The sequence below is a fragment of the Streptococcus mitis genome (assembly GCF_901542415.1).
GTDB classification, from domain to species: Bacteria; Bacillota; Bacilli; order Lactobacillales; family Streptococcaceae; genus Streptococcus; species Streptococcus mitis_BL.
The window spans coordinates 23,340-36,394 of the sequence record NZ_CABEHV010000004.1 but is presented as its reverse complement, the minus strand read 5'-3'; the positions used below and the strand labels follow the sequence as shown (position 1 = coordinate 36,394).

The window sequence follows — 13,055 nt, the reverse complement described above, 5'->3', positions numbered from 1 at the left end:
TTTCCATTATACCATAAAGTAGCTAAATCCCCTATTTTCAAAAAGTTTCCAGTTTTATTGTAAGTCCTTGGATAAGTATAAAACTAAATCATTATCATTTTGACAACTTGCACCCATTTCTAGCGGTTTATTTCTATACCACACACCTGTCCCATCTGGAATGTATCCTCGTTTGATATACAATCTCTGGGCAGGACCATACCCCGAGTGCAAACCTACACCTAGAGTGACCTTACTAGAAACAAACTTGACTCGTTTTTCTGCTTCTTCTAGCAGTTGATTCCCAACCCCTTGATTTCGAAAAGGCTCAAACACATTAAAATCTGATAATTCTGGATAGACTTCTGCAAAAGGACCATGTTTAACCAAAGGTAAAATGGTAATATAACCTGCCACTACTCCATTCATAGTCGCTACCAAGACTTCTCTATCGCCACTTGCTTGCTCCCAAAAATAGCTAGCTAAGATTTCTTCTCTAGCAGGCCAACCTTGATTCATAAATCCATGAGATAAGGATTCAATATCAGACTTAATCATATTTCTAATCGTACAATTCATCTTTGACTTACCCACCTTTACTCTTTCTATTACCATTATATCACGCCAAAGTCAGAAAAAAACTATCTCGTGAAAAAAGATCCAACCGAGTCTGAAAAAGAGGTCCACTGGACCCCAACTCGCTCTCTCATTTCAAGTCTCGTGAAAAAAAGACCCGTCGGGGTCTTCATTCGCTTTCTTTTTTCCGAGCTCATGAAAAAGAGGTCCACTGGACCCCTTTTTTTAATCTTCGTTTACGAAAGGCATCAAAGCCATTACGCGAGCGCGTTTGATAGCTGTTGTTACTTTACGTTGGTTTTTAGCTGAAGTTCCTGTTACACGACGAGGAAGGATTTTCCCACGTTCTGAAACGAAACGGCTAAGAAGCTCAGTATCTTTGTAATCAACATATTCAATTTTGTTTGCTGCGATGTAATCAACTTTTTTACGGCGTTTGAATCCGCCACGACGTTGTTGAGCCATGTTTTTTCTCCTTTATAATTTTAGTTGTCCATTAGAATGGTAAATCATCATCTGAAATATCCAACGGATTTGTTGCTCCAAATGGATTTTCATCACGTGAAAAGTCTGGTACTGAATTTGTAGGCGCTGAATAGTTTGCAGTTGGTGCAGAATAAGCTCCACCTGTGTGACCCTCACGCACACTACGGCTTTCCAACATTTGGAAATTCTCAGCCACGACCTCTGTCACGTAGACACGTTGTCCTTGCTGGTTATCGTAACTACGAGTCTGGATACGACCTGTCACCCCGATAAGTGAGCCTTTTTTAGCCCAATTAGCAAGGTTCTCAGCCTGTTGACGCCACATAACGACATTGATAAAATCAGCCTCACGTTCGCCATTTTGACTCTTAAATGTACGGTTTACTGCAAGAGTAAAAGTCGCAACTGCTACATTTGATGGGGTATAACGCAACTCAGCGTCACGTGTCATACGCCCTACAAGTACAACATTGTTAATCATAGTTTACCTTCTTACGCGTCAGTTTTGACGATCATGTGACGAAGAATGTCAGCGTTGATTTTTGAAAGACGGTCAAACTCTTTAAGAGCTGCATCGTCGTTTGCTTCAACGTTAACGATGTGGTAAAGTCCTTCACGGAAATCTTTGATTTCGTATGCAAGACGACGTTTTTCCCAAGATTTTGATTCAACAACAGTTGCACCGTTGTCAGTCAAAATAGAGTCAAAACGTGCTACCAAAGCGTTTTTAGCTTCTTCTTCAATGTTTGGACGAATAATATAAAGAATTTCGTATTTAGCCATTGATATGTTCCTCCTTTTGGTCTAATGACCCCAAGACTTTGCAAGGGGTAAGTGAGGTTCGCTCACAATAAACTATTATACTAGAAAACAATTTTTTACGCAAGTAAAAACTCTGAAATGCGAAAAAACGCCACATGGGCGTTTTCCTATTCTTACGGTTTGATACGGTGCAACATACGTGGGAACGGAATGGCTTCACGGATGTGTTTTGTACCTGCTGCGAAGGTTACCATACGCTCAATACCAATACCAAATCCTCCGTGTGGTACTGTACCGTATTTACGAAGATCAAGGTAGAATTCATACTCAGTACGATCCATGCCAAGTTCATCCATCTTAGCAACTAATGCATCGTAGTCTTCCTCACGCATAGATCCACCGATGATTTCTCCGTAACCTTCTGGGGCAAGCAAGTCTGCACAAAGCACGCGCTCTGGATTTCCAGGAACTGGTTTCATGTAGAAGGCCTTGATGGCTGCTGGATAGTTCATAACAAAAGTTGGCACACCAAAGTGGTTTGAAATCCAAGTTTCATGTGGTGAACCAAAGTCATCTCCATGCTCAAGATGCTCGTAGTCAGCGTCTTCATCATTTTCATGTTCTTGCAAGAGGTCAATTGCTTGATCGTAAGTGATGCGTTTGAATGGCTCTGCAATATAGCGTTTCAAAAGCTCAGTATCACGTTCCAAGGTTTCCAAGGCTTGAGGCGCCCGGTCAAGAACACCTTGAAGAAGAGCTTTTACATAAGCTTCTTGCAAGTCAAGTGACTCGTCGTGTGTCAAGTATGAATACTCTGCGTCCATCATCCAGAACTCAGTCAAGTGACGGCGTGTTTTTGATTTTTCAGCACGGAATACTGGACCAAAGTCAAAGACACGACCAAGGGCCATAGCACCTGCTTCTAGGTAAAGCTGACCTGACTGGCTCAAATAAGCTGGCGTTCCGAAGTAGTCAGTTTCAAAGAGTTCTGTTGAATCTTCTGCTGCATTTCCTGAAAGAATTGGGCTATCAAACTTCATGAAGCCGTTCTTGTCAAAAAACTCATAAGTTGCATAGATAATCGCGTTACGAATTTGCATCACCGCTACTTGCTTACGAGAACGGAGCCACAAGTGACGGTTGTCCATCAAGAAGTCTGTCCCGTGTTCTTTTGGTGTGATTGGGTAGTCTTGAGATTCACCGATTACTTCGATGTCTGTAATATCCAGCTCATAGCCAAACTTAGAACGTTCGTCTTCTTTGACAATACCTGTCACATAAACAGACGTTTCTTGACTCAAGCGTTTGATAACATCAAACTTTTCAGCTCCTACTTCTTCACCAAATTTTTCTACAAAGTTTGGTTTAAAGGCTACACCTTGGAAAAAGGCTGTTCCGTCACGCAATTGCAAAAAGGCAATTTTTCCTTTTCCTGATTTATTGGCAACCCAAGCCCCAATCGTCACTTCCTGACCAACATAGTCTTTTACATCAATAATCGTTACACGTTTTGTCATTATTTTTCCTTTTCTTTTATTTTTCCATAAATACTTTCAAGCGTTTAACTGCTTCTTTAAGCGTGTCTAGGTCTGTCGCATAGCTGAGGCGGACATTTTCTGGCGCTCCAAAGCCTGCTCCTGTTACCAAGGCTACTTCAGCTTCTTCTAAGATAGCGGTTGTAAATTCTGTCACATCTGTATAGCCTTTCATCTCCATGGCCTTTTTGACATTTGGGAAGAGGTAGAAGGCTCCTTGCGGTTTGACCACTTCAAATCCTGGCACTTCTGCAAGAAGGGGATAAATGGTATTGAGACGTTCTTCAAAAGCCTGACGCATGCTTTCTACAGTATCTTGTTCACCTAATAGAGCCTCAACTGCTGCATATTGGGCTACTGCTGACGGATTCGAGGTTGTTTGACCTGCAATCTTGGACATGGCAGCGATAATGTCTGCTTCACCGACAGCATAACCAATCCGCCAACCAGTCATAGCATAGGTTTTAGACACACCATTGATGACCACTGTTTGCTTGCGAATCGCTTCCGATAGGCTAGAAATCGGTGTGAACTCATGACCATTATAGACCAAGCGACCATAGATATCATCTGCTAGGATGAGAATATCCTTTTCTACAGCCCAGTTTCCGATTGCCAAGAGTTCCTCACGGGTGTAAATCATACCTGTGGGGTTAGATGGCGAATTCAACACCAAAACCTTGGTCTTGTCAGTGCGAGCTGCTTCCAACTGCTCTACGGTTACCTTAAAATGATTGTCTTCCTTAGCAAGAACAAAGACTGGAACGCCCTCTGCCATCTTGACTTGATCTCCATAGCTGACCCAGTAAGGGGTTGGGATGATCACTTCATCACCTGGATTGACCACAGCCATAAAGAAGGTATAGAGAGAAAATTTGGCTCCCGCAGCGACTGTCACTTGATTTGGCGCTACAGAATAACCGTAAAAGCGTTCAAAGTAAGTATTGACCGCTGCCTTGAGTTCTGGCAGGCCTGAGGTTACTGTATAAAAAGAAGCACGCCCATCTTGAATCGATGCAATGGCGGCATCTTGGATATTCTTGGGAGTAGTGAAATCTGGCTCACCTAAGGTTAGAGACAAAATATCTCTGCCCTCAGCCTTGAGTGTTTTGGCACGAGCTCCAGCAGCCAAGGTTACACTTTCTTCCATTTCTAAAACACGGTTGGATAGTTTCATAGGCCCTCCTTATTGACCAATGCTCCTGTTTCAAAATCTACTAGATAAAAATCAGTTCCTGACTTGACTTCCCAAATTGGCTTATCTTGATAACGGCCAAAGGTAATCTTGTCAATCTCGCCAGCTCCTTTTTCCTTAGAAAGAGCTTCTGCTTTTTCTTGTGAAACACCCTGATTTAGCTGATAAACGTAAATCTTATGGTCATCTTTTCCAATCAGGACAGCAAGTGATTCTTGTTTTTTATTGCGACCAAGAACGCTGTAATAGGATTCTAAGCCATTGTATAAGTCAACCTGATCAGCCTGCTCTAATCCTGCATACTGCTGAGCTAATTTTTCTCCTTCACTTTTAGCAGTTTGATAGGGTTTCATCCCCAAAAACACCAGATACAGAAAGGAAGCACTGATAACCACAAACAAAATCGTCATCCCTAGACCATACTGCCACAGTAGATTATTTTTTGCTTTGTTTTGTCTTTTTTTCACTCGTCTATTTTACCATCTATTAGGCTTTATTACAAGTGAATATAAGAATACTCTGCGAAAATCCAATTCAAACTTTGTCAGCTTCGCCTTGCCGTAGATATGGTTACTGACTTCGTCAGTTCTATCTGCAACCTCAAAGCTGTGCTTTGAGCAACCTGCGGCTTGCTTCCTAGTTTGCTCTTTGATTTTCATTGAGTATAAGAAACCAATTCTATTTCTTCCTTCAAAGGAAACAGATTTTTCTTGATTAAAACCGAGCAAGAAAAGTAAAGACAGCTCCAAAATCAACCTATTAAAAAACCTGAGCTTGACACTCAAGTTTTCGTAAGTTTTTTAATCTATAGAATCACTTTATCATCCATTCTTTTAGCCATTTTTCCTAAAAAGACAGGCAGTAGAAGACTAATCATGACTAAAAAGAAGCCTAGATAAAGAAATGTTACTACAAATCCTAAATGGTCAATCAACCAACCTGTCAGTGGGAAAAACACAATCATACTCAGGCTAAACATCATAGAGTAGACACTCAGCATGGTTGCCCTTACTTCACTTGGGAGCCGCTCTTGCAAATCATTGTCAAAAATCGGCTGAAAAAGAGCATATAGAGCATTACTAATCAAATAGACCAAAATATAGATTAGAGGTGTTCCAAAGTAGGACAACATATAGGTGACGCCAGTCAGCAGCACGAGGATAGGGAAAAGCTTCAAGGCAGCATAGTTCTTTCCAATCTTACTCGCTAGATAGACTGCGACGATATTTAAGAGACTACCAAGTAGCATAACTGCTGAAATTTGCCAACCACTTAAATCTGGTAACTGATTTTGATAGTAAAAATAAAACATGCACATGAGTGTTCCGACAATCTGAGACAAAATCATCCAGTTGAACAGCATGGGATTTCGCTTCAACTCATCCTTAACAGTCCAAATAATTTGTTTCATGGTCACACTATCAGCTTTTTCTACCTTGACACTTGGTTCTTTCAGCATCCAAATCAGGAAAAGAACTATGATAGAAGTCGCAATCATGATATAGTAGGTCAGGTGCAATTGACCATGGACAAAAAATCCCGCCAACACTGTCCCCAAAGACCGAGTTCCTTCTGCTACTCCTGACATAAAACTTGAAATAGATAAGTAACGCTTCTTGAGTCCAGCTTCCACGGCTGAATCATAAACCATTGCTGCGCTTGTGCCTGAATCAAAATTATAAGACAAGGCACTTACCGCCATAGCTAGTGCATAAATCCAAAAATTTCCTTGCCCAGCCAACATGAGAATAGAAGACACAATTCCTGCTATACGACTTAAATAAAGGTTGGTCTTATAGGAATAGCGGTCAGCTAACATACCAGATGGAATTTCACAGAGAAGACTGGTCGTATGAAAAATACTCTCCAGAAGTCCAATCTGCCAAAGAGACATGCCGTTTTGACTGAGAAAGAGAATCCAAAAACTGGTAATCCCTAGAAATGCAAAAAACTCAACTCCGGCCATCAGGCCAATATTTTTCCGATAATTTCTTATTAACATCTTTTCTCCTTAACAAGTGTATTATTATTTCTTTTGTCCGTCACTTGTTAATCTGTGCCTTACATGATCTCCACCCCTTTTAGAAGCATTCTTGAAATGCCATTATTTTCGTTTAATTGTTTATGAAATGATACCGGAAAATAGCTGTTCTGCGGTTTCTATTGCGAGTTTTCTTGTTTATTTTAGCACTTATGTCATCATATTACAAGAGAATGTTAGAATACTCTTCGAAAATCAAATGCATTCCAGTAGCAAGTGACTAGAGTTTCGGCAATTTTATAGTTTTAATTATCTTTGAGCAAATTTCTTGCAAGTCCTTTTGTTTTGTTGTAATATGTTTTATAACAACGAGAGAGTTCTCGAAAATTTAAGAAAAAGGAGACACATCATGTCTAAAAAAGTATTATTTATCGTCGGATCACTACGTCAAGGTTCTTTTAACCACCAAATGGCTCTCGAAGCTGAGAAAGCACTTGATGGTCAAGCAGAAGTTAGCTACCTTGATTATTCAACTCTTCCTCTCTTCAGCCAAGATTTAGAAGTTCCAACTCACCCAGCTGTAGCTGCTGCTCGTGAAGCGGTTTTCGCTGCGGATGCTATCTGGATCTTCTCTCCAGTCTACAACTTCTCTATCCCTGGAACAGTGAAAAATTTGCTTGACTGGCTATCTCGTGCCCTTGACTTGTCTGATACACGTGGTGCTTCTGCCCTTCAAGACAAGTTTGTCACCGTATCATCTGTAGCTAATGCCGGTCACGATCAACTCTTCGCTATTTACAAAGATCTCTTGCCATTTATCCGTACACAAGTCGTTGGTGATTTCACTGCTGCACGTGTCAATGACTCTGCTTGGGCAGACGGAAAATTGGTTCTCGAAGAATCAGTCCTAAACTCACTTGAAAAACAAGCGGAAGACTTGGTCAATGCGATCAAGTAACTAACATAATAAAAGCGAACAAGACTACTTTTCTGACACTCAGAAGACTAGCTTGTTCGCTTTTTTCTCATTTATAAACTAAAATAGCTGATGATACATATTGCCAAATACAAAATATCTGATTTCTATACTTCCTTTACAAAAACCAATTCCTGTGGTTGGGACAGGTCTTCTCTGTAAACAAATCCTGTAAAGCTTAAGCGACGAGCTTCTTCTACCGTCTGTACTTGATTTTCTATCAGAGACGTTAGGAAGGCACCACGCGCTTTCTTAGAAATAGTTGAATGAATCTTCAGCTGACCACCTCTATCCTCCATGAATTTGAAGGTCACCATTTTTTCTCTGATTTCCTTAGAAAATACAGTCTCAAACTCGGACGACAAGAGAGAGAAAATCACTTCTTCCAGCTTCAGAGCTTCATCGTAGGCTGTCTTCCAATGATTCTTCAAAGTCTTACCAGCGACTTTTAACTTCATCAAAAAATCCAAACGGTGAGGGGCCATAGGTGACAAGGCTGGTACGACTCCGTACAAAGCCGAAGTAATAAATACATGATTTTCAAGATAGGCTTGTTCTACCTCGGTCAGTTTGTCTCGCTTGATATGGCGATACATAAGCCCATCAAAAAGTTTCAGAGCTGGATAGTGTTGAGCAGTTTGCCTTTTCAAAGCTTGGATATGTTGAAATTCCTCCACTGCCTTCTCGGCTGAAACTTTGTAAAAACTCTCCAATTGACTAGAAGAATAGAGAGCCAAGACATCCAGCACAGCCTGACTTTCTGATTTTAAAGGAGCGACTTCAATACTTGGCAAATCTGTGTTCATTTCTTTTGCTGTTGGGATTAAAATTTTCATATTAATAGTGTAGCATATTTTTTAGCCACAACCAAGAAATTCATCTGAAAAACCTCGGTTTGACCGAGGTTTCTCTGTTTATTTGGGCCATCCTAACCAGACAGCCACGAGAACAAGGGCTATACCAGCTAAACTTGTTAAGATAGATAAGAATTTATCTTTTTTCTCCTTGAACTGAGAAAAACCTATCTTCAAAGCGAGCAGTCCGAGTAACATTGAAGCAAGCATCACATAAAAACCCATTTGTTTGTCCTCCATTAGTATTAATTTATCTTATAACATATATTTCTTAAATAAACCTTTTTTACTGCACTTTAAAGGTCTTGAGATAATTGTCTTTTCCTACTTGACCTTCGAAGGTTTTACCATTTTCAAGGTAAGGAAGATCATCTGATACTGAGGCCTTAACCTTGTATATCTTGCCATCAACTTTAAAGAAGTAGACGGTGTCGCCCTTGATAACAGCTGATTTGAGATCTGCCACCACACCCTTAATGCTTTCTGTTGTTGCATTGTCAATTTCAAGGTCGTTTTTATTGGCGTACTTGCTGAGTAGCTCTTCCACCGTAGTAGCTACAATAACATTTTGGTACTCGACTGCGTCAACCAGAGCGTACTCTTTAACCAAGCCAGCATTGTCCTTCAAGCCCATGATGTATAGAGGCTTGTCATTGAGGTTGATGAGGATTGGGAAGGTTGCCTTGTAGGATTTCTCCTGAACAGCACCTTCAGCTGATTCACGGGCTGATTCTTCGGTCGCAGAAGCCAAGCTATACTTAGTGATTTCTCCTGTTCGCATATTTTCTAGGATGAAACCAAGATTACTTTCATCTGCATTGGCCGATGTCACACCTGTGTAGAGGTAGATGTCATTGCCGATAGACAAGTAATTATAGCCTTTGGTAGTCTGGGTCACGTTTTTCTTGGAAATCATAGCATTCCAGAAACCGTCCTTATACTTGCCGTTGTAGTTGATTTGCTCAATAGTTTCCTCTGCTGGATAGACCCTGTCCACCCATTCTGGAACATCTGATAAGCTGTATTCCTTGGTCTCTCCATTTGTGGCGTCCAAGATAATGACTGAAATAGGACGAGGAACCGCAAGCCCAAATTGCTTTTGGTAAACCGTTGCTACATAGAAAGGATTTCCCTCATCGTCCACCTCGAAGGATGGAGTTTTGAAGATCTTGGTTGGGTACTTCAAGCGCAGGTGACGCTTGACATCACGGTTAAAATACTCCGAGTCCGAATACTTGATTGGTGTCTCCAAATCCACCAAGTTGGCATTTCCAGTTACCATGTCAACCTTGATATACTCGCCGATTCCCTTGGCCTGATTGTTAAACCATTTGATAGGGTCAGCGTATTCTAGTGGCGTAACCCGATAAGGCTTCCCATCAATCGTCAATTGGGTATAGGTGTCTGCCGCTACATATTGCGATACCTTATCTGTTAGGGAACCCAAGTAGCGGTCACCAATTTTTTCAGCGGTACTTCTATCTAAGATAGGAACCTTACTGGTGTCAGTCTTAGGAAATTCAGTAAACTCTTTTTCCGTAACTGTAACTACATTGGCATAATTTTTAGCCTGAAAAATACTAGAAGTCACCAAGGAAACCAAGGCTGTTAAGAGAAGAATTCCTCCAATAGAAGCTAAAAGGATTTTCCCTAACCGATTGATTTTGAAACCCTCTAGATTTAAGGCAGCTTCTGCCTTGCCGTGGCGCACATGAACCGTTTTGACCCAATTGATTCCCTTGCCAAAGCCAAATAAGATTGCTACAACCAGCAAATGCCCACAGAGGAAAAAGAGAAATTCCCAGCTGGTCAGGTTAAGAGGCGGTAAAAAGATATACCAGGTCGTTGCGATAAAAATAAGTTCAAAGACTATTCGTTTCATTTACTTTCCTCCTAAATGATTCGTCCTTCCAAGTGATCCAGTTCATGCTGGCAAATCTGAGCTGGGAAGCCTGTCAAGGTAATGGTCTGTTCCTGCCACTTGCTGTCACGATAGGCAACCCTTATAGTTTCATAACGCCTAGTAGGTCTCACACCTGTCAAGGACAAACAGCCTTCTTCTGTCTCGTAAAGGCCTTCAGAGGACAGGAGCACTGGGTTAAACATGACCACAGGAATCAAGCCAAGATTAAAGATAATCACGCGCTTCTGCACCCCAATCATATTGGCAGCTAGACCAACACAGGTCTCACGATTTGCTAAGAGCGTATCTTGTAAATCTCTGGCAAGATACAGGTCTTCCTGACTTGCAGGCTGAGACACCTGAGATAAAAACAAAATATCCTTTACAATTTTCTTTTCCACTTCCTCACACTCCTCTTGCTTTTTACTATATTATAGCAATTATAGCACAAAAGACGATAACTGCAAGCCCTTTCCCTCAACTGTAGTAAAAAGCCATCCGAAGATGACTTTTTTGCTATTTGTAAATTCTTAATCTTTTTTACCTTTAAACAATAGGATGCCAGATAGGGCTGATAAGAATCCGACTACTAGCAAAATAGAATCATGACTAGCTGTCTCTGGTAGTTTACCAGCTTCCTTTGTTTCACTTATTATTGGAGTTTCTGGGTGCTTTGGCTCCTCAGGCGCTGGACTTGCTGGAGTCTTTGGTTGCTCAGCAGTCGAAACTTCAGGTTGCTTGGGTTCCTTAGGGGATGGTTTTTCGGGATCCTTAGGTTGAGCAACAGCTGGAACTTCGGGACGCTTTGGCTCCTCAGGTACTGGACTTGCTGGAGTTTTTGGTTGCTCAACAGTCGGCATGTCCGGCTGTTTAGGGTCCTCAGGGGTTGGCTTTTCAGGATCCTTAGGTTGATCTACCGTCGGTACTTCTGGGTGCTTTGGCTCCTCAGGTGTTGGAGCTTCTGGCGTCTTAGGTTGATCACCTCTTGGTGGTTCTGGTTCAGTAGCTTTCACAGGTAGATAATGAATCACTGTATCTTTTGTGAAATCTTCTGGAACTTCTGGTAATAAATAACCCAATTCTGGATGCGAAGAATCCTTCAACACCAAATCAATAGCTGATGTCACGGCCTTATAGCCTTTAAGATAAGGAATTGTTCTCAAACCTGGATTGCTAGCAAGACCTGCTTTCGCAGGATTACCATCTTGGTCATTGGGATATTGAATCAAAGCCAGATTCTCATTTGCAGTTGGAGAAATGGCTATCCATTTTCCTAATTGTTTGTAGTAGACAATTTCCCTAATTACAGGATCTGTTACTGCCACTGTTTTCTCTGCAACTGCTTCTTTATCTGCCACCAAGCCTTTTAGCAGTGGTGTCGCTACTTTAGATAGATTTGGTTGATCACTCGTCCAATCACGATAATAAAGGTCTCCTCTTACAAAATCAACCTTGGCAACGCGTTTGAAATCAACTTGATCATTTCGATCTGCAACAACCTTATCATGTGTCACAAAATCTAGATAGGAAATGTTACGATCAATAGATTTTTTATTGACGATTTTAGAAACACTGGCAGGCCATAAAGGTGAATCTTGAACATCCTCATCAACTTTTTTATGAGCAGTTGGAATTCTATCTTCAGGATAAATAAATTCTAGGCGAGGGGTTAAAGCAACCTTAAATATTTGATCAGTCTTACTATCTTGGTCAAAATATTGTAAACCTCGATCATAATCACTTGATACAAGATCGTATCCTTGTCGCTTGTAGTCACTAATCGTTTTTAGCGTACTGTATTCAATAGGATAACCAGATTCCCCAGTAACTGTATCTTCCTTCAGTAGCTTGTTTTCACTGATATCCACATAGCTAATCTTGGCTGTTTGATTTTTAACATGCTCCTGTTTTATTTTCCAGTTAGAATAGGAAATTTCCTTAGTAACAAGATTAACAGTCGCATAGTGTTCAAAGGAAATACTTTGTTTTTTCTCAGCAAAAGCTTCTTTACCATTATTTTTATATTTAAATTTAATGGTTCTTTGAATCGTTCTCTCTAAAGGCAGTTATTGGTTCTGATTTTTTCAGCATCTGCAGGCCACTTAGGACTATCGACAACACCAGCTTCCACCTCTTCATTTGACTTAGGATTAGTCTGGTTTTGTAAGCTAATCACTTCATGTTTTGGAGTTAATTTAATAGTATATGTTTGCGGATTCTTATCATCTTGAAACAGCTTCTTCGATTCATCCGTTTTCAAATAGCCATCCTCAACCAATACATAGCCATTCCTTTTAAACTCACTAATTTTCTTTCTCGTATCGTAGTGAAGATCCTCTCCCACCTTACCAGTACGCTCATCTGAAAAAAGTTTTTTCCCTGTTGATTCATCAATATAATTAAATTCAACACGAGATTCCTTTTCAGTCACTTTAGGAGTATCTAAATGTTTTTCTTCAAAATGTTGCTCTTCTGAAGCAGTAGCTTCTTTTTCTGAACCCCCGACAGACTTATCCTTGTCTATGATTTCGATAGAAGGTTTGTCTGTTTCTAAGATATGACTAGCTGCGAGCATTTCATCTGCAGATACACTTCCAACAGAGCCAGCTAAAAACCCTAAACCACAAGCCACAACAACTGAAGCAACACCCAAACTCAATTTACGGATAGAGTAAATACATTTTTTATTTCCCATGATTTCCTCCCAAGTCATTCTTTGCTATTCTTATATCTAATATTTTAGTAAGCGACTTTACTTTTAACATCTCCTATTTAAAGTTTTTTCTATCCTTTTTAAAGTAATTTAAA

Annotated in this window: 15 protein-coding genes and 1 pseudogene; 1 reads left to right on the top strand and 15 read right to left on the bottom strand. The window is 40.6% G+C overall.

Going from position 1 to position 13,055, the window contains the following annotated elements; genetic code table 11:
- Positions 1-54: 54 nt before the first annotated feature.
- The 8 genes from FQT24_RS00325 to FQT24_RS00285 all read right to left on the bottom strand — a co-directional run bounded on the left by FQT24_RS00325 (position 55) and on the right by FQT24_RS00285 (position 6,535).
- Entirely contained in the window at positions 55-558 is a 504-nt protein-coding gene (locus FQT24_RS00325) for a GNAT family N-acetyltransferase (RefSeq protein WP_143951830.1), read from the bottom strand.
- Between the two features lie 222 nt (positions 559-780).
- Entirely contained in the window at positions 781-1,020 is a 240-nt protein-coding gene (rpsR, locus tag FQT24_RS00320) for a 30S ribosomal protein S18 (RefSeq protein ID WP_000068664.1), read from the bottom strand.
- A 31-nt stretch (positions 1,021-1,051) separates the two neighbouring features.
- Complete coding sequence (ssbA, locus tag FQT24_RS00315; protein WP_000609606.1) at positions 1,052-1,522, bottom strand: single-stranded DNA-binding protein SsbA; 471 nt, start codon at positions 1,520-1,522, stop codon at positions 1,052-1,054.
- An 11-nt stretch (positions 1,523-1,533) separates the two neighbouring features.
- On the bottom strand, positions 1,534-1,824 hold the full coding sequence (gene rpsF / locus FQT24_RS00310) for a 30S ribosomal protein S6 (protein WP_001151778.1): 291 nt from the start codon (positions 1,822-1,824) through the stop codon (positions 1,534-1,536).
- A gap of 152 nt (positions 1,825-1,976) precedes the next feature.
- Positions 1,977-3,320 (bottom strand): asparagine--tRNA ligase, encoded by a 1,344-nt coding sequence (gene asnS / locus FQT24_RS00305; protein WP_142358837.1) that lies wholly within the window; start codon positions 3,318-3,320, stop codon positions 1,977-1,979.
- A gap of 16 nt (positions 3,321-3,336) precedes the next feature.
- Positions 3,337-4,515 (bottom strand): pyridoxal phosphate-dependent aminotransferase, encoded by a 1,179-nt coding sequence (locus FQT24_RS00300; protein WP_124788285.1) that lies wholly within the window; start codon positions 4,513-4,515, stop codon positions 3,337-3,339.
- Positions 4,512-5,000: a cell wall elongation regulator TseB-like domain-containing protein gene (locus FQT24_RS00295; protein ID WP_185952521.1), complete on the bottom strand. Its 489-nt coding sequence runs from the start codon at positions 4,998-5,000 to the stop codon at positions 4,512-4,514. The genes FQT24_RS00300 and FQT24_RS00295 overlap by 4 nt, the downstream gene beginning before the upstream one ends.
- Positions 5,001-5,338: 338 nt before the next feature.
- Entirely contained in the window at positions 5,339-6,535 is a 1,197-nt protein-coding gene (locus tag FQT24_RS00285; protein WP_143951829.1) for an MFS transporter, read from the bottom strand.
- Positions 6,536-6,923: 388 nt separating this feature from the next.
- On the opposite strand from FQT24_RS00285, the gene FQT24_RS00280 reads away from it, so the two are divergent.
- Positions 6,924-7,472 carry an NADPH-dependent FMN reductase gene (locus tag FQT24_RS00280; RefSeq protein WP_143951828.1) on the top strand — a complete coding sequence of 183 codons (549 nt, stop codon included), beginning with the start codon at positions 6,924-6,926 and terminating at the stop codon, positions 7,470-7,472.
- A gap of 125 nt (positions 7,473-7,597) precedes the next feature.
- Here the strand turns inward: FQT24_RS00280 and yaaA are convergent, their stop codons facing one another.
- The 7 genes and pseudogenes from yaaA to FQT24_RS10935 form a co-directional block, all read right to left on the bottom strand.
- Complete coding sequence (gene yaaA / locus FQT24_RS00275) at positions 7,598-8,326, bottom strand: peroxide stress protein YaaA (RefSeq protein ID WP_143951827.1); 729 nt, start codon at positions 8,324-8,326, stop codon at positions 7,598-7,600.
- A 78-nt stretch (positions 8,327-8,404) separates the two neighbouring features.
- Positions 8,405-8,569: a YczI family protein gene (locus FQT24_RS00270; protein WP_031227831.1), complete on the bottom strand. Its 165-nt coding sequence runs from the start codon at positions 8,567-8,569 to the stop codon at positions 8,405-8,407.
- Positions 8,570-8,630: 61 nt separating this feature from the next.
- Positions 8,631-10,226, bottom strand: coding sequence for a hypothetical protein (locus FQT24_RS00265; RefSeq protein ID WP_143951826.1), 1,596 nt, complete (start codon positions 10,224-10,226; stop codon positions 8,631-8,633).
- Positions 10,227-10,237: 11 nt separating this feature from the next.
- On the bottom strand, positions 10,238-10,648 hold the full coding sequence (locus FQT24_RS00260; RefSeq protein WP_143951825.1) for a peptide deformylase: 411 nt from the start codon (positions 10,646-10,648) through the stop codon (positions 10,238-10,240).
- A 129-nt stretch (positions 10,649-10,777) separates the two neighbouring features.
- Positions 10,778-12,115: a mucin-binding protein gene (locus FQT24_RS10945; protein WP_260665923.1), complete on the bottom strand. Its 1,338-nt coding sequence runs from the start codon at positions 12,113-12,115 to the stop codon at positions 10,778-10,780.
- 87 nt (positions 12,116-12,202) lie between these two features.
- Positions 12,203-12,283: pseudogene (locus tag FQT24_RS10940) on the bottom strand (hypothetical protein); the annotation flags it as partial.
- A 20-nt stretch (positions 12,284-12,303) separates the two neighbouring features.
- Positions 12,304-12,942 carry a mucin-binding protein gene (locus tag FQT24_RS10935; RefSeq protein ID WP_260665921.1) on the bottom strand — a complete coding sequence of 213 codons (639 nt, stop codon included), beginning with the start codon at positions 12,940-12,942 and terminating at the stop codon, positions 12,304-12,306.
- Positions 12,943-13,055 lie beyond the last annotated feature (113 nt).

Excerpts from the sequence above, each read along its gene's own strand:
- FQT24_RS00325 (WP_143951830.1), bottom strand. The coding sequence starts at position 558 with ATGAATTGTACGATTAGAAATATGATTAAGTCTGATATTGAATCCTTA.
- rpsR (WP_000068664.1), bottom strand. The coding sequence starts at position 1,020 with ATGGCTCAACAACGTCGTGGCGGATTCAAACGCCGTAAAAAAGTTGAT.
- ssbA (WP_000609606.1), bottom strand. The coding sequence starts at position 1,522 with ATGATTAACAATGTTGTACTTGTAGGGCGTATGACACGTGACGCTGAG.
- rpsF (WP_001151778.1), bottom strand. The coding sequence starts at position 1,824 with ATGGCTAAATACGAAATTCTTTATATTATTCGTCCAAACATTGAAGAA.
- asnS (WP_142358837.1), bottom strand. The coding sequence starts at position 3,320 with ATGACAAAACGTGTAACGATTATTGATGTAAAAGACTATGTTGGTCAG.
- FQT24_RS00300 (WP_124788285.1), bottom strand. The coding sequence starts at position 4,515 with ATGAAACTATCCAACCGTGTTTTAGAAATGGAAGAAAGTGTAACCTTG.
- FQT24_RS00285 (WP_143951829.1), bottom strand. The coding sequence starts at position 6,535 with ATGTTAATAAGAAATTATCGGAAAAATATTGGCCTGATGGCCGGAGTT.
- FQT24_RS00280 (WP_143951828.1), top strand. The coding sequence starts at position 6,924 with ATGTCTAAAAAAGTATTATTTATCGTCGGATCACTACGTCAAGGTTCT.
- yaaA (WP_143951827.1), bottom strand. The coding sequence starts at position 8,326 with ATGAAAATTTTAATCCCAACAGCAAAAGAAATGAACACAGATTTGCCA.
- FQT24_RS00270 (WP_031227831.1), bottom strand. The coding sequence starts at position 8,569 with ATGGGTTTTTATGTGATGCTTGCTTCAATGTTACTCGGACTGCTCGCT.
- FQT24_RS00265 (WP_143951826.1), bottom strand. The coding sequence starts at position 10,226 with ATGAAACGAATAGTCTTTGAACTTATTTTTATCGCAACGACCTGGTAT.
- FQT24_RS10935 (WP_260665921.1), bottom strand. The coding sequence starts at position 12,942 with ATGGGAAATAAAAAATGTATTTACTCTATCCGTAAATTGAGTTTGGGT.